The 18,250-nt window shown below is 44.1% G+C and carries 14 protein-coding genes; 8 read left to right on the forward strand and 6 right to left on the reverse strand.

Going from position 1 to position 18,250, the window contains the following annotated elements; translation table 11 throughout:
• Nucleotides 1-263: 263 nt before the first annotated feature.
• The 4 genes from lpdA to AC04NP_RS19385 form a co-directional block, all read right to left on the reverse strand.
• Nucleotides 264-1,664 carry a dihydrolipoyl dehydrogenase gene (lpdA, locus tag AC04NP_RS19370; protein ID WP_482861585.1) on the reverse strand — a complete coding sequence of 467 codons (1,401 nt, stop codon included), beginning with the start codon at nucleotides 1,662-1,664 and terminating at the stop codon, nucleotides 264-266.
• A gap of 62 nt (nucleotides 1,665-1,726) precedes the next feature.
• On the reverse strand, nucleotides 1,727-3,310 hold the full coding sequence (gene odhB / locus AC04NP_RS19375) for a 2-oxoglutarate dehydrogenase complex dihydrolipoyllysine-residue succinyltransferase (RefSeq protein WP_482861586.1): 1,584 nt from the start codon (nucleotides 3,308-3,310) through the stop codon (nucleotides 1,727-1,729).
• A 52-nt stretch (nucleotides 3,311-3,362) separates the two neighbouring features.
• Nucleotides 3,363-6,080 carry a 2-oxoglutarate dehydrogenase E1 component gene (locus AC04NP_RS19380; protein WP_482861587.1) on the reverse strand — a complete coding sequence of 906 codons (2,718 nt, stop codon included), beginning with the start codon at nucleotides 6,078-6,080 and terminating at the stop codon, nucleotides 3,363-3,365.
• A 146-nt stretch (nucleotides 6,081-6,226) separates the two neighbouring features.
• Complete coding sequence (locus tag AC04NP_RS19385) at nucleotides 6,227-7,648, reverse strand: redoxin domain-containing protein (RefSeq protein WP_482861588.1); 1,422 nt, start codon at nucleotides 7,646-7,648, stop codon at nucleotides 6,227-6,229.
• A gap of 244 nt (nucleotides 7,649-7,892) precedes the next feature.
• On the opposite strand from AC04NP_RS19385, the gene AC04NP_RS19390 reads away from it, so the two are divergent.
• The 8 genes from AC04NP_RS19390 (at nucleotide 7,893) to AC04NP_RS19425 (ending at nucleotide 16,769) form a co-directional block, all read left to right on the forward strand.
• Nucleotides 7,893-8,957: a 30S ribosomal protein S16 gene (locus AC04NP_RS19390; RefSeq protein WP_482861589.1), complete on the forward strand. Its 1,065-nt coding sequence runs from the start codon at nucleotides 7,893-7,895 to the stop codon at nucleotides 8,955-8,957.
• A 10-nt stretch (nucleotides 8,958-8,967) separates the two neighbouring features.
• Entirely contained in the window at nucleotides 8,968-9,516 is a 549-nt protein-coding gene (rimM, locus tag AC04NP_RS19395; RefSeq protein ID WP_482861590.1) for a ribosome maturation factor RimM, read from the forward strand.
• Nucleotides 9,506-10,183: a tRNA (guanosine(37)-N1)-methyltransferase TrmD gene (gene trmD / locus AC04NP_RS19400; protein ID WP_482861687.1), complete on the forward strand. Its 678-nt coding sequence runs from the start codon at nucleotides 9,506-9,508 to the stop codon at nucleotides 10,181-10,183. The genes rimM and trmD overlap by 11 nt, the downstream gene beginning before the upstream one ends.
• Before the next feature lie 102 nt (nucleotides 10,184-10,285).
• Nucleotides 10,286-10,639 (forward strand): 50S ribosomal protein L19, encoded by a 354-nt coding sequence (gene rplS, locus AC04NP_RS19405; protein WP_482861591.1) that lies wholly within the window; start codon nucleotides 10,286-10,288, stop codon nucleotides 10,637-10,639.
• Nucleotides 10,640-10,786: 147 nt separating this feature from the next.
• Nucleotides 10,787-11,587, forward strand: a complete 801-nt coding sequence (dapF, locus tag AC04NP_RS19410) for a diaminopimelate epimerase (protein WP_482861592.1) — start codon at nucleotides 10,787-10,789, stop codon at nucleotides 11,585-11,587.
• 54 nt (nucleotides 11,588-11,641) lie between these two features.
• A complete protein-coding gene (gene secA, locus AC04NP_RS19415; protein ID WP_482861593.1) occupies nucleotides 11,642-15,004 on the forward strand; it encodes a preprotein translocase subunit SecA in 3,363 nt (1,120 codons plus the stop codon).
• A gap of 49 nt (nucleotides 15,005-15,053) precedes the next feature.
• A complete protein-coding gene (locus AC04NP_RS19420; RefSeq protein WP_482861594.1) occupies nucleotides 15,054-15,581 on the forward strand; it encodes an SPOR domain-containing protein in 528 nt (175 codons plus the stop codon).
• Nucleotides 15,582-16,769: a M20 metallopeptidase family protein gene (locus tag AC04NP_RS19425; RefSeq protein WP_482861595.1), complete on the forward strand. Its 1,188-nt coding sequence runs from the start codon at nucleotides 15,582-15,584 to the stop codon at nucleotides 16,767-16,769. It begins immediately after the preceding gene.
• Between the two features lie 6 nt (nucleotides 16,770-16,775).
• On the opposite strand, the gene AC04NP_RS19430 is transcribed toward AC04NP_RS19425, so the two are convergent.
• Nucleotides 16,776-17,795, reverse strand: coding sequence for a Gfo/Idh/MocA family protein (locus AC04NP_RS19430; RefSeq protein WP_482861596.1), 1,020 nt, complete (start codon nucleotides 17,793-17,795; stop codon nucleotides 16,776-16,778).
• Between the two features lie 169 nt (nucleotides 17,796-17,964).
• Nucleotides 17,965-18,150 carry a hypothetical protein gene (locus tag AC04NP_RS19435; protein WP_482861597.1) on the reverse strand — a complete coding sequence of 62 codons (186 nt, stop codon included), beginning with the start codon at nucleotides 18,148-18,150 and terminating at the stop codon, nucleotides 17,965-17,967.
• Nucleotides 18,151-18,250: the final 100 nt, after the last annotated feature.

Consider the following 18,250-nt stretch of genomic DNA (forward strand, 5'->3'; position numbering starts at 1 on the left):
CTAATTAACAATTGACAATGGGCAATTGATGATTTGTTTGATTTTTTTAAAAACTCACCTCGAAGGGAAGTTTCAAAGAAATTTTACCTTTTAGTTCCCAGCCACTACCGAAAGTTTTCAAACCTCTTGCCCTGATTGAATAGAACCTGGTTCTAAAATCTTAAGCTAATCCCTCAAACAGCCGATATGCAAACAAACTAAAACCGATGTTTCTACAACTGTTGCCTGCTGAACAGAAAAGTCAACCGCCAAAAACAAAAACACTAAATGTGAATAGGACGGTCTTCAGTAGCTGCCAGGCAAGCTTCTTTGAACCCTTCCATGTATGTTGGATGAGCATGTGACATTCTGGCCACATCTTCGGCAGAGGCGCGATATTCCATGGCAGTCACACCGGAAGCGATCATGTCAGCGGCCCTGGCACCGATAATGTGTACCCCTAAAATCTCATCGGTTTCTTTGTCTGCCAATACCTTTACAATGCCATCCAGATCCATACTGGCCCTGGCCCTGGCTAATGCCCTGAAGGGAAAGGTTCCGGTTTTGTACGCCTTGCCATTTTCCTTCAATTGCTCCTCAGTATAACCCACACCAGCTACTTCAGGCCATGTGTACACTACGCCCGGTATCAGGTTGTAATTAATGTGCGGTTTCTGTCCGGCCAACTGTTCTGCTACCAGGATTCCTTCTTCTTCGGCCTTATGGGCGAGCATGGCTCCTTTAACAACATCTCCTATGGCATAAATGTTATCGACATTGGTCCTCAGGTGGTCATCTACTTCAACCCGTCCGGCATTGTCTGGGGTAATGCCTACATTTTCCAGCCCAAGTCCTTCCGTATATGGTCTTCTGCCAATGGAAACCAGGCAGTAATCTCCCTTAACTTCTATGCTTTCACCTTTTTTATTCTCTGCTGTGACCATCACTTCCTTTCCTTTGACCGAAACGGCGGTGACTTTATGACTTACTTTGATATCAAAGCCAAGTTTTTTGAGCGACCTCTGAAGTTCCTTGCTCATGGTTCCATCCATACCCGGAATCAACCGGTCCAGAAACTCTAAAACTGTAATTTTGGCACCCAAACGTGCGTAAACAGATCCAAGTTCCATACCGATTATACCCCCACCAATGATAACCATATGTTTGGGTACTTCCTTCAGCTCAAGAGCCTCGGTGCTGGTAATAATCCGCTTCTTGTCTAGTTTAATGAAAGACAAATTAGCTGGTTTGGAGCCGGTGGCAATGACGACCTTATCTGTTTTTATCTCAGTGGCTTTGCCATCCTTCGCTATGATCTTAATAGTGTTTTTGTCCACAAATGAACCCACACCGTGATGAACGTCGATTTTGTTCTTTTTCATTAAAAATTCCACACCATCGCAGGTCACTTTCACAACGTCTCTTTTTCTTTGAATCATTTGCTTGAGATTCACTTTAGGCTGGTTGATGGTAATTCCATGCTCCTTAAAGGTTTGTTCTGCATTGTGAAAATGCTCTGAAGAGTCCAGTAAAGCTTTTGATGGAATACAGCCCACGTTGAGACAAGTGCCACCCAGGGTGTCGTATTTTTCAATGATTGCGGTCTTAAAACCCAGTTGTGCGCAGCGGATGGCACACACATAACCTCCTGGCCCCGAACCGATCACGGTTACATCATATTGCATAATTATATTCCTTAAAGTATGATTCTTTATTAATTTTTTTACATAAAAACACTATAGCTATTTTATACCCCCAGCATAAGTCTCATGGGATCTTCCAGTAGCTGTTTCACCCGAACCAGGAAGCTAACGGATTCCTTTCCATCGATAATCCGGTGATCATAAGACAAGGCCACATACATCATAGGCCTTACGACAATTTCACCATTTTCCACTACCGGCCTTTCAACAATATTGTGCATACCCAATATGGCTGATTGAGGGGCATTGATGATAGGTGTGGACATCATAGAGCCGAAAACGCCTCCGTTTGTGATGGTAAAGGTACCTCCGGTCATTTCATCTATACTTAATTTATTGTCCCTTGCTTTGATTGCCAGGTGAATTACCTCACTTTCTATGCCTTTGAAATCGAGCAGCTCGGCATTCCGGATTACCGGCACAACCAGTCCTCTGGGGGTCGATACGGCGATAGAGATATCGCAGAAGTCATTATACACAACTTCATCACCATCGATCATGCCATTGACAGCGGGCCACTCCTGTAGGGCGGCACAGCAAGCTTTGGTAAAAAATGACATAAATCCTAATCCAACGCCATGCTTTTCCTTGAATTGCTCTTTGTATTTTTTTCTTAAGTCCATGATGGGCTTCATGTTCACCTCATTAAATGTGGTGAGCATGGCGGTCTCGTTTTTTACTGCTACGAGTCTCCTTGCAATGGTGCGCCGCAAACTGGACATTTTTTTTCTGGTTTGCTCCCTCGCACCGTTGGGCAGGGTACCGGTAACTACTGTTGGCGGGACAGACGGCCCATCCTGAGCGACAGGGGTGGGTTGTTTTTGAGCTTTTTCAGCATCTTCTTTGGTGATTCTTCCTTCCACCCCGCTACCGTTCACATCACCGGGTTGCAGGCCCTTTTCAGCTAATATTTTTGCTGCCGCGGGAGAAGGATGGCCGGTGGCGTAAGTGGCCGGTGATGTCCCGGCATTTTCTGCCGGCTGCGTAGGTGCGGCGGCAGCCGCGGCCTGGGTGGCAGTTGTACCTGTGTCGGCCACCGGAGCAGTTCCTGTGGCAGGTGCTTTTCCTTCAGCCACCTCAATTCTGCATATCACCTCGCTAATTTCCAGTGTAGCGCCCTCTTCAGCAACAATCTGAAGGTATCCCGAGGCTTCGGCAGGCAGGTCGAAAGTCGCTTTATCCGATTCGATTTCGGCGATATCTTCATCCATTTCAACAAAGTCTCCATTGCTTTTTACCCATTTCCCTATGGTTACTTCAGTAATGGACTCGCCAACCGCCGGTACCACCATTTCTTTGATTTCCCCGGTTTTGACAGGTTCCCCCCCTGAGGACTCCTGAGGTTTGGCAGCCTCGCGCTGTTGTGTTCCGGACTGTGGTGAAGCGGGTGCCGCATCGGTATCGATCTCACATATGGTGGCCCCTATTTCAATCGTATCTCCTTCCTGTGCCACAATCTTGAGCATACCGGCAGCCTCTGCGGGTAGTTCCTGGGTGGCTTTGTCTGTTTCAATTTCGGCGATCATTTCGTCCATTTCAACATAATCACCGTCGTTTTTCAGCCATTGGGCAATAGTCACCTCGGTGATTGACTCTCCTACGGCTGGTACTTTCATTACTAAAGTCATATTTTTAGATCTGTTTACTGTCTGTGGAATAGGATGATGTTTTGAGAAATTATCATAGCTTGAAGGCAGCTTTTATGATGGCAGCTTGCTCATCTTTGTGCACTTTGTTATAACCTGTAGCCGGGGAGGCTGCGGCCCTTCTGGAAATTATATCGAGAGGAAACTCCCTGAATACCCTTAAAATATAAGACCAGGCACCCTTATTTTCCGGTTCTTCCTGTACCCAGATAACCTTCGCCTGCTTATATTTTTTAATCTCCGCCATTATTTTTTTACCAGGGAAAGGGGCCAGTTGCTCGATCCTGATCAACGCCACATCCTTGCGTTTTGATTTTTGCTGTTCTTCCAATAAATCATAATATATTTTGCCGCAGCATAAAATAACTCTTTTGACAGTGGATTTGATGGCATAATCATCCCCTATTACTTCTTTGAAAGTGCCTGAGGTGAAATCCTTCATCGGGGAGACCACTTTGGGGTGCCTTAACAGGGATTTTGGAGACATTATGATCAATGGCATTCTGAATGGTAGCAGCAGTTGCCTTCTTAACACATGAAAAAGGTTGGCCGGCGTGGTGATATTGCATATGAACATGTTGTAGCCTGCTGCCATTTGCAAATACCTTTCAAACCTGGCACTGGAGTGTTCCGGCCCCTGGCCCTCATATCCATGCGGCAGGAGCAGCACAAGTCCATTCATACGTTGCCATTTCGTATAAGCACTGCTGATAAACTGGTCGACAATTACCTGACCGCCGTTAGCGAAATCCCCAAACTGTGCTTCCCAGATGACAAGCGCATGAGGAGTGGCCATTGCGTAGCCGTATTCAAAGCCCAGCACACCATATTCCGACAGCAGTGAATTATAGATTTGGAGCTTCTCCTGATTTTCACTGATGTGATCCAAGTTACAATATGGTTCATTTGTGTTAGCATCGAACACATAAGAGTGACGGTGCGAAAAGGTACCTCTTTTAACATCCTGTCCGGACATACGTACGATGATGTTATCCAATAGCAACGAACCGTAGGCCAATAGCTCCCCATCTGCCCAATTCAGCATTTTTTTGTCGTAGAAATTGGTTTTACGATCCCTGAACAGCTTCTCAATTTGCTTCAACGGTTTAAACCCTTCAGGCAATGTAGTAAGCGCTTTGGCAACGATATCGACAGTTTTCTGATTAATTTTAGTGTTAAAAGGCTCATCAAAATCCGAAGGCTTTGATTTTCTGAGCTGTTGCCATTCTTCTTCTATTTTCTGAGGCTGATAGGGCAACGGATTTTGCTTTACTTCATTGAGTCTGTCCTGCAACTGTGCCCTGAACTCCTTGTCCATCCTGTTGGCCAGTTCTGCATCGACATCTCCCCTTTCTATAAGTTTTTTGACATAAATTTCTCTGGGATTCGGATGTTTGGCGATTATGTTGTAAAGTTTAGGTTGGGTGAATTTGGGTTCATCGCCTTCATTGTGGCCGTGACGGCGATAGCATAGCAGGTCAATGAATATGTCTTTTCCAAATTTTTGCCTGTATTCCACACCCAGGTTTGCCGCAAATGTGACTGCCTCAGGATCATCACCATTGACATGTATCACAGGAGCGTCTACAATTTTTGCCACATCGGTGCAATAAATACTGCTCCTGGCATCATCGTAATCCGTGGTGAAACCCACCTGGTTATTTATTACAAGATGAATCGTGCCACCCACATCATAACCCGGGAGTCCTGACATTTGTACAGTCTCGTATACAACCCCCTGCCCTGCGATAGCCGCATCTCCGTGAATCAAAACAGGTATGGCCTTTTTTACATTGCCCTCGCACTCATCATCAATCTGTGCCCTGGTATAACCGAGAACGATAGGATCTACTGCCTCCAGATGGCTGGGATTAGGCGCAAGTTTTACATAAACCTTTTTATTGGCAATGGTATCAATTCTACTGGAGTAACCGAGATGGTACTTCACATCCCCGTCACCCATGGTTAAGTCGAGTTTAATGTTGCCCTCGAATTCGCTGAATATTTCTTCGTAAGTCTTGCCCATGATGTTGGCCAGCACATTCAGTCTTCCCCGGTGTGCCATGCCGATTATCACCTCCTCTGCATCCATCTGGGCTGCCCTGTTGATGATTTTGTCAAGAGCCGGAATGGTATTCTCACCCCCCTCCAGGGAAAACCTTTTTTGCCCGAGAAACTTGGTGTGCAAAAAGTTTTCAAAAACCACTGCCTCGTTTAATTTGGTCAGAATACCCGTTTTATCTTCTATACCGGGGTTGTAGTTAAGGTAAGATCTTTCACACTTTTCAATCATCCAATCCAGGATCTCCTGATCGCGGATGTGCATAAATTCAAATCCGATAGAACCTGTATATACTTTTTTCAGTGCTTCCAGTATTTTGCTCAGAGAGGTTTTGCCCAGGCCAATTTTAGCACCTATGTCAAATTCATGGTCAAGGTCGGCCTCGGTTAATCCGAAGTCGCCCGGGTTGAGTTTTACATTGTGCTTTCTCCTGGGCCTAACGGGATTGGTATCGGACTTCAAATGACCACGCGAACGGTACGCATGGATTAGATCCCTGACGTTAGTCTCCCTGTGATCGATCTCTGCTGCCTCGATCCCATTTTCTCCATACTTTTGTAAGGAAAAATCAAAGCCTTCGAAAAATTTTTGCCAGCTTTGATCTACAGATCCGGGATCTTGTTTGTAAGACTTATAAAGCTCATCTATATAAGATCCATGTGCATTGGCTATGTACGAATATTTATCCATCTTCCCTGGAAAGTTTTTGTAAGCTTAAAACTATTGACAAAGGTACAAAGTTCACATTATTATCAAAAATTGTCAATTCGCATACGCAAATATAATCAAATACTTACTTTATCCCTTTTATTAACGCCTTAATGAATGCGTTCGTATTATCTGGTCCTGGTCTGGCTGGAAGCGGTATTGTTTTCGTGATTATTCAGGAATTCCTGGATCTTACCTGCCGCAATTTTTTTGGCAATTATTTTTTTGCGTTCATCGAGCAGATAAATCGTGGGGGTTGTATCGGCGTCATAAATGTTTTTATAATGCTGCGTGTAAGTCCTGGGACCATTTACATTAATCCAATGATCAATTTTCATCTCCTCAATATAGGTAGTCATCTTGGTAAGCGAAGAGTCTGCGCAGACTGCGTAGATGCTAACGTCCAGGGTTGTTTTGTTACTAAAATCGCGGAGTTTGGGTGTTTCTTTCTTGCAAAAACCACAGTCGGGATCGTAAAAATAAATGACGGTGTATTTACTTTCAATAGATTCCAGGGATCTCGGTTTTTTATCCAAATCCTGAATAATCAGATTAGGGGCCTGCCGGCCAATGAGGGAGCTCCTAAGTTGATCCGCCCGCTTTTTAAGGTTTTCTTTTAACTGGTCATTGGCCCAGTAATCCATTTCACCATTGGCAAAAAACTGGTCATAGAGCGCAACAAAAATAGCATCCAGCCCCATTATCTTTGGTTGTTGATAGTTTAATACCAGATTCCATACCAGATATTTATAGGTTTCAGGATTTTCTTTAGCAGCCGAAATGAGTAGATTAATCGCTTCCAGCAAGGTATCAGGATGTTGTACAAATAAGTTTCCGAGGTAATCTTCTACCTTTTGCCGGTAGATCGGTTGAGGATAGCGTAGAAATGCATCGTCGCTCAGGTCAAAACCATCCCAAAAATGATCTTTATAATACTGCAGGGTTTTTTCTTTGTCTGTGGCTAGCCGGATTTCCTCGGGAACTGTCAAAGGACGCTGAGCCATAATATATTTTGCCGCCAGCAAATCAGGATGCCTTTCCACCAATACATGCTGGTGGTTTTGGACCAGATTGTCTATTTCCTCTACGCTGGCCTGAGCTTGTCGTTTGTCCGAATCCCTGGCAGTGCTGTCTTTTAGTATGCTTAAGTAAGGTTGCACCGATTCATTGTTCTTCAGCATAAATCTCATATGGTTGAAAAACACTTCATTTTCCTTTTCATCGATACTTTTTAGATGTTTCAGATAGTCTTCCTGGCTGGCTGTGATTTTAAACCTTTGATTTTTGTTAACAATGAAATCGAAGAGCCTGGTTTTATTGAGCACAACAAAATAGACACCCGCAGGCAATTTATTGTTTCCCTTAAAAGAAAACTTTCCTGTATGATCAATCAGGGCCGTGTCTTTGAGATAGGTGCCTTCACCATAATAATAACCCAGATAAGTGGTGGTATCTCTGAGTCCTTCGATTTCAAAACTAATGTTGTAACCTTCCTGCGCTACGGCTGGTAAGGAACATACGAATATAATCAGGTATGAACAGCGTTTCATTGAAAAAGATGTTTCTGATATCATGGCAAATATAGCCACAAGCCCAAAATTTGGCATAATAAATATAAGTTATTGTGATGCTGCTATGGATATATATATATAAGTTCAAAACGATCAAAATATGATTTAGTCTATATTCTTAGATATTTTAGCCTTAATGGCAATTAAATTACAAAAAAGTTTTACCTTTGCAGACCTTTTAGGTGGACGTGTTCCATCGCTTAACTAAATTGTTAAATAAAAAATGGCAGTAAAAATCAGATTAGCGCGTCGAGGACGCAAGAAACTGGCCATGTACGACGTGGTCGTAGCCGATGCCAGAGCACCACGGGATGGTCGCTTTATTGAAAAAATCGGGACTTATAATCCTAACACAGACCCTGCGTCGGTCAATATTGATGCAGAGAGGGCATTTAAATGGGTCATGGACGGCGCCCAGCCTACAGATACGGTGAGGGCTATGCTATCTTATCGTGGCGTGATGCTGAGGAAGCATTTACAGATAGGTGTGAATAAGGGAGCCATAACCCAGGAGGAAGCTGATACGAAACTGGCAGATTGGTTGAAAGAAAAAGAGGCTAAAATCTCTACCAAGATTGATCAGCTTGCCAAAAAGAAAGAAGCCGATGCCAAGGCAAGGTTAGATGCTGAAACCAAAGTGAAGGAGGCGAGGATCGAAGCTCTTAAAAAGAAACAAGTGGCTGAAGCACCTGAGGCAGCCGCCGAAGCAGCGGTTGAAACTGTGGCAGAAGAATCCGTTGCTCAAACCGAAGCAGCTACAGAAGAAACACCTGCAGCCGAGGCTACAGGAGAATCAACCCCGGAGGCAGGAGCGGGTACGGAAGCTGTCGAAACTTCTGAGGCCAAAGCAGAAGAAAAAACAGGGGAAACCAGAGAAGCTGCCGATACCAAAGCGCCGGCAGAAGTAACTCCCGAAGCTACTGCAGCCGAAGACACTCCGGATGCAACGGAGGGAGCGACTGAAGCCCAAGTGGAGGCAGAAGCGCCGGCAGATGCAACTCCGGCAGTAGATGCTGACGAAAAACCTCAAGCTGAAGAAACACTTGAAAACAAAGCAGAAGACACAACGACAGAGGCTAATTCCGGGGAAGTTACTCAAGCCGAAGCTGCTCCGGTAATTGCAGAAACATCTGCTGAGGAGGTGACTCCGGAACCTGAGGCCAAAACGGAAACACCCGCTGCGGAAGCTACTGCGGATACGGCAGAGGCCAAGGAACCGGTCGCAGAGGCCGCAGCCGAAGAAACTAAGCCTGAAGATAAGTCAGAAGAAGAGGAAAGCAAGGAATAATCCGGTTGTCATGGATGTTGATCAGTGTTATCAACTAGGCCATGTAATCAAGGCCCATGGCATTAAGGGTGAAGTCGGAATTTTACTTGACGTAGATTTTCCGGAACACTACAAGCATTTGGAATCGGTTTTTATCGAAATAGATCAAAAGCTGGTTCCATTTTTTATTAGCTCCATTGCCATAAGAAAAGACAAGGCGGTGGTAAAATTTGAGGATGTTAAAGACATTGAAGCCGCTACAGCGCTTAAAGGATGTTTACTTTATCTGCCTCTGGATCAACTGCCACGGCTTGGGGACAATCAGTTTTATTACCATGAGATCATAGGTTTTGAGGTGCTTGATGATGTACATGGCAAGTTGGGACCAGTGAATACGGTTTATTCCCTTCCCAATCAGGACCTGCTTGCAGTGATTTATCACCAAAAAGAGGTGTTGATCCCGGTAAAAGACGAAATCATCAAACATCTGAACCGGAAGGCGCGCGAAATTCATGTTAAACTTCCCGAAGGGCTATTGGAGGTCTATCTGGAAGAATTCAACTCAGATGATGAGGATTGATATCATAACTTGCCTGCCAAAGCTTTTAGAAAGCCCTTTTGGAGACTCGATTTTAAAGCGGGCACAAAACAAAGGGCTTGTTGAGATAAAGGTGCATGATTTGAGGGATTTTGCCAAAAACCGGCAAAAACAGGTGGATGATTATGCGTATGGTGGTGGGGCAGGTATGGTATTGATGATTGAGCCAATTGCGGATTGCATTGAACATTTGAAGTCCGGAAGAACTTACGATGAAGTCATTTATATGAGTCCGGATGGTGAGTTACTCAACCAGTCTTTGGCCAATGAGCTCTCACTGCGAAAAAACATAATCATTTTGTGCGGTCACTATAAAGGGGTGGATGAACGTGTCAGGCAACATTACATTACCAGGGAAATCAGCATAGGTGATTATGTTTTATCAGGCGGGGAACTGGCCGCAGCGGTGCTGTCTGACGCTGTAATAAGATTGATCCCGGGGGTATTATCCGATGAAACCTCCGCCCTGACAGACTCTTTCCAGGATGGCCTGGTAGCCCCACCCGTTTACACGCGGCCGGCTGAATTCAGAGGGATGAAGGTACCGGATGTTTTGCTGTCGGGCCATGAAAAGAAAATTGAAGCATGGCGGTTTGAGCAAGCGGTAAAACGAACAAAACAGAGAAGGCCGGGCGTTATCGGGGAATGAAACACAGTTGATTTAAAATAATCTGCTATTCCCTGACAATTATTAAAATTATTTCTATATTTGCAATCCATTTTTTTGACACAAGAAATCACTATATAGATCATGAGCGAGCTAATCAAGCTGATAGAACAGGAATACGCGGAAAAAAGGAAAGAACTTCCGGAATTTAAGGCTGGAGATACGGTGAACGTCCACGTAAGAATCCGTGAGGGTAGTAAAGAAAGGATTCAGCAGTTTCAGGGAACCGTCATTCAACGAAGAAATGCCAATACTAACGGTGAAACTTTTACGGTCAGAAAAATCTCCAACGGCGTTGGTGTGGAAAGAATTTTCCCGGTATTGTCCCCTAACATTGACAAGATAGAAGTACTGAGAAAAGGTAAGGTAAGAAGGGCCAGGTTGTTTTATCTCAGGGGCCGTCATGGTAAAGCTGCCAGAATTAAAGAGAAGTTATAATAAAACTCATGCAAAAATATCGAAAGAAGAGCCAACTGAAAAGTTGGCTTTTTTTATGGGCAAATATTTTAATAACTATAAAAACAATTTAACCGTTGCACTTTAGTAAATATAGGTTAATTTGTAATTTAGTTGATTATTCCGAACATGGCTTCGATAAGGTTTTACAAATATCAGGGTACAGGTAATGACTTTGTCATGATTGACGATCGAGACCGCCATTTCCCCTATGACGCTGCCAGGGCTGAAACATTCGATACCAGGGTTGTTTCTAACTTGTGTGACAGGAAATTCGGGATAGGGGCAGACGGCTTGATTCTAATTCGCGATCATGACCACTATGACTTCGAAATGATATATTTCAATGCTGACGGATCCCAAAGCCTGTGCGGGAATGGCAGCAGGTGTGCAGTTCACTTTGCCGACTATCTGGGCATCATTGAGAAGTCGACACGTTTTCTGGCGGTTGATGGGGCTCATGAGGCCTTTATTGAAGGGGGGCTGATTCATCTTAAAATGCATGATGTCAGCGAGGTCAAAAAAATGAATGGTCATTGGTACATTGATACCGGATCGCCACATTATATTAAATTCATCAGTAATCTCGATGAATTTGACGTATATAAGGAAGGTAAGGCGATTCGTTCTGAACAACAATTTGCCCCGGAAGGAACCAATGTCAATTTTGTGGAGACATGCGGAAGCAATGAATTATTTGTCAGAACATTTGAAAGGGGGGTAGAGGACGAAACCTTGTCTTGTGGCACTGGCGTTACGGCTGTCAGTTTGGCAGCAAGCTACCAAAATTTTGCCAGTCCTGTCAAGATTAAAACCCGTGGAGGCGACCTTCAGGTGTCATTTAAGAAGGTAAATGAACAAAATTTTGAAGATATTTATTTAATCGGGCCGGCCGGAATGGTATTTGAAGGGGTTATAAATATTTTATAAAATGTCCCTTTTAACCATTAACTTTAAGTATTCAATCTAGAAAAGTCAGACCATATGTTAGATATTGTAACGAAAGGGATAACCAAAATCTTTGGCAACAAATCGGAGAAAGATATTAAAAAGGTAATGCCTTTGGTAGAAAAGGTGAATGAGGCTTATGAGACATTGTCTGCGATTAGCGATGATGAGTTGAGGGGTAAAACTGTAGCCATCAAGGGCATTATCGCCCAGGATCTGAAGGAAATTGATGACCGGATTGCCGGGTTGCATCAGGAGGTAGCGGATAATCCGGACCTGGATATACACCGGAAGGAGGAAATCTTTGATCAAATTGACAAACTGGAGGAGGACAGGAACAAAGAGCTGGAAAAAGTATTGCTTAAGGTGCTCCCTGACGCATTTGCAGTTGTCAAGGAAACCGCCCGCAGATTTAAGGAAAATGGAAAACTGGAAGTAACAGCCGAATTGCCGGACAAACAAATTGCCGCACATAAAAGTAATGTGGAGATCAAAGAGGAAAAGGCCATATGGCATAACCGTTGGATCGCTGCGGGAAATGAGATCGTGTGGGACATGCTGCATTATGACGTCCAGCTAATTGGGGGGATTATATTGCATGAGGGAAAAATTGCAGAAATGGCCACCGGAGAAGGTAAGACACTCGTCGCCACCCTACCGGCATTTCTGAATGCCCTGGCTCAGCGTGGTGTACACATAGTGACGGTTAATGATTATCTGGCTAAAAGGGATTCCGAATGGATGGCACCGTTGTTTGAATTTCATGGTCTCACGGTAGATTGCGTAGACAAACATGAACCCAATTCCGAGTCAAGAAGAAAGGCCTACCAATCTGATATTACCTATGGCACCAACAACGAATTCGGATTTGATTATTTGAGGGATAATATGGCCAGGGATCCGCAAGAGTTGGTGCAAAGAAAGCACCACTATGCCATGGTCGACGAAGTAGACTCGGTCCTTATAGATGAGGCACGTACGCCCCTGATTATCTCGGGGCCTGTTCCCAAGGGTGATGAGCATGAGTTTTATGAATTAAAACCGAGAATTTCAAAACTGGTCGACGCCCAGAAGAAACTGATTTCCCAATACCTCATAGAAGCCAAAAAACTTATCAATGAAGATGATGAAAAAGAAGGTGGCCTGGCCCTGTTTCGCGCTTTCAGAGGCCTTCCGAAATACAAGCCTTTGATAAAATACCTCAGCGAAACCGGGAAAAAGCAAATACTTAATAAAACGGAGAACTTTTACCTGCAGGATAACTCCAAAATGATGCCAGAGGCCGACGAGCCTTTGTTTTTTACCATCGATGAGAAAAACAATACCATCGACCTTACGGAAAAAGGCTTGGATTTAATTACTGGTGAAGGAGAGGACCCGAAACTGTTTATCCTTCCGGACATTGGCATGGAGATGGCGGCAATAGACAATAACGGTGAACTTTCCGATGAAGACAAGCTACATAAGAAGGATGAACTGATTAAAGACTATGCCTCCAAGGCCGAGCGCATTCATACCATCAACCAACTTTTAAAGGCTTATACGCTTTTTGAGAAAGATGTAGAATATATCATTGCCGATGACAAGGTGAAAATTGTCGACGAGCAAACAGGCCGTGTTATGGATGGGCGCCGGTATTCTGATGGTCTGCACCAGGCTATCGAAGCCAAGGAAAATGTAAAAGTCGAAGATGCAACCCAGACCTACGCCACCATCACCTTACAAAACTACTTTAGAATGTATCATAAGCTGGCCGGTATGACCGGAACAGCAGAGACCGAGGCCGGTGAGTTCTGGGAAATTTATAAGCTGGATGTAGTGGTAATACCCACCAACAGGCCCATCGTAAGAGGGGATATGGAAGATAAGGTTTACAAGACAGTCAGGGAGAAATTTAACGCAGTGGCCGATGAAATTGTCGACCTGACCAAGGAAGGAAGGCCGGTTTTGGTAGGAACCACTTCGGTGGAAATTTCTGAGCTGGTAAGCAGAATGCTTAAAATCAGAAATATTAGTCATCAGACATTAAATGCTAAACAACATCAAAAAGAGGCTGACATTGTAGCTGAGGCAGGTAAGCCAAGTACCGTGACCATTGCCACCAACATGGCAGGAAGGGGTACTGATATTAAGCTAACCCCGGAATCAAAGTCGGCTGGTGGTCTCGCCATTATCGGCACGGAAAGACATGAGTCAAGAAGGGTTGACCGGCAGTTGAGGGGTAGATCCGGTCGCCAGGGTGACCCGGGATCATCGCAGTTTTTTGTTTCCCTTGAAGATAATCTAATGAGGATGTTTATGTCTGAAAGAGTCACCAAGATCATGGACAGACTGGGTTTGCAGGAAGGGGAAGTAATTCAGCATTCGATGGTAACCAAATCCATTGAAAGAGCTCAGAAAAAAGTGGAAGAAAACAACTTTGCCATCCGTAAGCGATTGCTGGAATATGACGACGTCATGAATTCCCAAAGAGAAGTTATTTATAAAAGGAGAAGAAATGCGCTTTACGGGGAGCGGTTACAATTGGATATCCTTACAATGCTGTATGATACCTGTGAAGATATCGTGATAAATGCCAAAGCTTCCGAGGATTACGACAGCTTCAAGTTAAATTGCCTGGGCATTCTGAGCCTGGATTTTCCTATGGATTTGGAGGCTTTCAATAGTGTAAGTCAGGAAGGTTTGACCGAACAACTTTATGACGCAGCCTTAAAACATTACCAGGAGAAGAATTCAGGAATTATCAGGCGTTCCGTCCCCATTATCAAAGAATTAGATAGGACCAGGGGTGCGACCGTCGACGACATTATGGTGCCCTTTACCGATGGCAAAAAGCAAATTGGTGTAGTGTCTAACCTGAAAAAAAATGTGGACACCGACTGCAGGGAATTGATCAGGTCCATGGAGAAAATGATCACACTGGCGATTATTGATCAGGCATGGAAGGAACATTTAAGGGAAATGGATGACCTGAAGCAATCGGTACAAAATGCAGTCTACGAACAAAAGGATCCGTTGTTGATCTATAAGTTTGAGTCCTTTGAGCTCTTTAAACGGTTTGTTGCCCGGGTGAATGAAGATACTGTATCGTTTTTGATGAAAGCCGATATTCCGGTCAAGGAATCGCAGGACGTGAGGGAAGCCCATACGCAAAAGACCAGGCAGCGGCTGAGAGAGACGAAAGAGGAGTCCAAATCATTGCTTAGTGGTGGGGAAAGCACCAACCACCGTGCCCCTGTGCAACAAAAGGTTGTTACACCAGCCAAATCCCAGAAAATTGCCGGCCGGAATGAAAAAGTTACCGTTCAGTATTCCGATGGAAGCATCAAGAAAAACGTTAAATTTAAGACTGTAGAAGAAGATATTAGAAATAATAAATGTGTGTTGATTGAAGATTAGCGTTTATTTATCTAGTTTTACATGTTTTATGAATGACCAATTTGATTTTATGAAAAGATCAGGGGGAATATTGTTTTTGATGGTAGCTTTGACAGCTTGCACAGGCCTTCGTAAACCCGGTAGCACCTCTTCCGCTTATTCAGAAAACATCACCAGCCTCAGGCCAAGGTATGACGAAAAGTTGAGCGATATCCAAAAGGAGGATACACTTGAAAACCGCATTGATCCACAAGTTAAGCGCGAACCGCAACAAGATGTAACCGAAAAGCTGGACGAAATATTGAATGAGATCATTAAAAAAAACGAGGAGATAGATTACGCCTCAGGTTATACCATTCAGGTTTATTCGGGGGCAAGCCGTGAAAATGCCGATATGGTTAAATCGGAAATCTATAAGCAGATGCCCTCGTCCAGACCTAAGGTAGGGTGGGTAGCCCCTAACTTCAAAGTCAGGGTGGGCAACTTTATAGAGAAAATAGAAGCCCAAAAACATTACAGCGAGCTTAAGCAGCACTTTCCTCAGGCTATCCTGCTACCCATCCGTATCCCCAATACTTTTCCTCCTTCCAAATACTAAATGGAACTAAAGCAACAAGTTCAGCGCCTGGCCGGCGAGGTGAAAGAGGAGTTGATTGCCATACGCAGGCATCTGCATGCCAACCCGGAGCTATCCTTTCAGGAATTTAATACGGCAAAGTTTGTGGCCGGTAAACTCAGGGATTTTGGTTTGTCACCCAAAGAGGGTGTTGCAGGTACCGGTCTTACTGCAATTATCGAGGGCAGGAACCCCTCGTCCAAAGTAATAGCTTTACGCGCTGATATGGATGCACTCCCCATTCAGGAAGCCAACGAAGTTCCTTACAAGTCTCGTGTTAATGGTGTTATGCATGCCTGTGGTCATGATGTACATACCACATCATTGTTGGGGGCAGCCAAAATATTAACAGTACTTAAACCGGCATTTGAAGGGACTGTAAAGTTAGTTTTTCAGCCAGGCGAAGAAAAGGCACCCGGAGGAGCATCGTTGATGATTAAAGACGGTGTACTTGAAAATCCGGCCCCGACAAAAATTATTGGCCAGCATGTAATGCCCCTGATAGAAGTAGGAAAAGTAGGCTTCAGGAAGGGGATGTATATGGCCAGTACCGATGAATTGTATATTACTGTCAAAGGCAAAGGGGGACATGGTGCCATGCCGGAACTGAACATTGATCCGGTGCTGATTATGGCGCACATTATTGTCGCCTTGCAGCAAATAGTCAGCCGCAATGCCAGCCCTAAAACGCCTTCGGTACTGTCTTTTGGTAAAGTAATTGCCGATGGAGCAACCAATATAATTCCGGATGAGGTAAAAATCGAGGGGACATTCCGGGCCATGGATGAAGTATGGCGTAGCGAAGCCAAAAAGAAGATGAAAAAAATGGCAGAGAGCATTGCTGAGGGTATGGGAGGAAGTTGTGAGTTTAATATAGTAAATGGCTATCCTTACCTGGAAAACAATCCTGAATTAACTGATCTGGCCAGAAATGCAGCGGTAAGCTATTTAGGTGCTGACAATGTGGTGGACCTGGATATATGGATGGCTGGTGAGGACTTTGCGTTCTATTCACACGAAATCGACGCTTCCTTTTACAGGCTGGGCGTGCGGAATGAAGCCAAAGGAATTACCTCTTTCGTACATACCCCTACTTTTGATATTGACGAAGACGCGTTGGAGATCGGCTGCGGTTTGATGGCCTGGATAGCCATTCAATCTCTGGCGTAGGTTGTATCAGTGGATAAATTTGGCCTGATTGTAGATTTTTTCAATAATTTCTACTGTTTTTAAACCTTCTAAACCATTGGTAGCAATCATGGCTGTTCCGGCTAAAGCCTCGATGACATTTTCGTAAACTTTGTCATGGTTTGACATTGATCCGGTATATTCCCCATAATAATTGGGGGGATTGCCTTTAGGTAAGTTTTTAATCTCGAAATTTTCGATTTGTTGATACTCCAATTCATTAAGGTACTGCCCTCCCACTTTTACTGTTCCTTTTTCACCAAACACCGTAATTGAACCTTCCATATTTTTGTTAAAGCTGTTGACAGTATAGTGGATAGAGCCAATCGCCCCACTTTTAAACCTGAGCAGTACCACACCGTTGTCCTCAAACTCAATGACACCTTCATGTGCAAAATTGCCTAACAACCCATTTACCTCCGCGATGTCTCCCACCATCCAGTACAGCAGATCTATAAAGTGGCTAAACTGTGTGTATAACGTTCCTCCATCCATTGCTTTTTTTCCTTTCCAGTCTGATTGCCGGTAATAGTTAAAATTTCTGTTCCAGAAACAGTTCAACTGTACGCTGTATATTTTACCCAGCTTGTTTTCATCGATAGCGGTTTTTACAGCTGCAATGGGTGGGTTAAATCGGTTTTGTTTGACAACAAACAACATCTTATTGAATTTTTCGGCTGCATCGATCATCGCCTGGCAGTCATCTGCACTAAGAGCCATAGGTTTTTCACAAAGCACATTGAAGCCCGCCTGAAGCGCCATAATGCTATGAGTGGCATGGTGGCCGTTAGGTGTACAAATGGAGATGACATCAATCTCCTTTTCGTTGATTAGCAACTCCCCGATATCAAAGTAAGCATTAGCTCCATAAGTTGCGGCCAATGCCTCCGCCCGTTCTTTTTTAATATCACATACAGCTTCCAATGACCCCAAATTATCAATATGTCGGGCATGGCGGCCTGCTATACGCCCGCAACCTATAATGGCAAACTTCTTTTTTCTCATCATGTTTTAGCCAACAAAATCCAAAGATATTATTTCTTGCGGGGTTTATCATGCTTCCCCCATAAAATCTTAAATCAGTTTATATCGATCTGATGCGCAAGAAACTCCCCATCATTCCCTATTTCACTCCCTTAAAAATCCCATAATTCCGCCGACTCCCCGTTCCACTATTCTACCCCCCAATCCTTACACCTCCGGCAACTCCCTGTTCCATTACTCCCTCCCTTCTCAACGAACTCATACCCTTGAACCCGGAACCGGTAACCCATACCCACCCCTTCCCCAAAGTGTAGAAAAATTCTACACTTTGGGGAAAAGAAAAATATAATATTTCCTGGAAACCACGTTTTAACATCAATTTGGAGGGCGTAAATTTTTGGCAGGGGATTTTTACCTTTGGTTTTTCCTGACAACCTTCCAAAAGCAAATTTTCTAAAAATTTAAAGTTTAGGAGTTTT

The sequence above is a fragment of the Agaribacillus sp. DX54 genome (assembly GCF_056858335.1).

Bases quoted from the DNA above. Each gene is read 5' to 3' on its own strand.
- lpdA (WP_482861585.1), bottom strand. From the start codon at position 1,664: ATGCAATATGATGTAACCGTGATCGGTTCGGGGCCAGGAGGTTATGTG.
- odhB (WP_482861586.1), bottom strand. From the start codon at position 3,310: ATGACTTTAGTAATGAAAGTACCAGCCGTAGGAGAGTCAATCACCGAG.
- AC04NP_RS19380 (WP_482861587.1), bottom strand. From the start codon at position 6,080: ATGGATAAATATTCGTACATAGCCAATGCACATGGATCTTATATAGAT.
- AC04NP_RS19385 (WP_482861588.1), bottom strand. From the start codon at position 7,648: ATGAAACGCTGTTCATACCTGATTATATTCGTATGTTCCTTACCAGCC.
- AC04NP_RS19390 (WP_482861589.1), top strand. From the start codon at position 7,893: ATGGCAGTAAAAATCAGATTAGCGCGTCGAGGACGCAAGAAACTGGCC.
- rimM (WP_482861590.1), top strand. From the start codon at position 8,968: ATGGATGTTGATCAGTGTTATCAACTAGGCCATGTAATCAAGGCCCAT.
- trmD (WP_482861687.1), top strand. From the start codon at position 9,506: ATGAGGATTGATATCATAACTTGCCTGCCAAAGCTTTTAGAAAGCCCT.
- rplS (WP_482861591.1), top strand. From the start codon at position 10,286: ATGAGCGAGCTAATCAAGCTGATAGAACAGGAATACGCGGAAAAAAGG.
- dapF (WP_482861592.1), top strand. From the start codon at position 10,787: ATGGCTTCGATAAGGTTTTACAAATATCAGGGTACAGGTAATGACTTT.
- secA (WP_482861593.1), top strand. From the start codon at position 11,642: ATGTTAGATATTGTAACGAAAGGGATAACCAAAATCTTTGGCAACAAA.
- AC04NP_RS19420 (WP_482861594.1), top strand. From the start codon at position 15,054: ATGAAAAGATCAGGGGGAATATTGTTTTTGATGGTAGCTTTGACAGCT.
- AC04NP_RS19425 (WP_482861595.1), top strand. From the start codon at position 15,582: ATGGAACTAAAGCAACAAGTTCAGCGCCTGGCCGGCGAGGTGAAAGAG.
- AC04NP_RS19430 (WP_482861596.1), bottom strand. From the start codon at position 17,795: ATGATGAGAAAAAAGAAGTTTGCCATTATAGGTTGCGGGCGTATAGCA.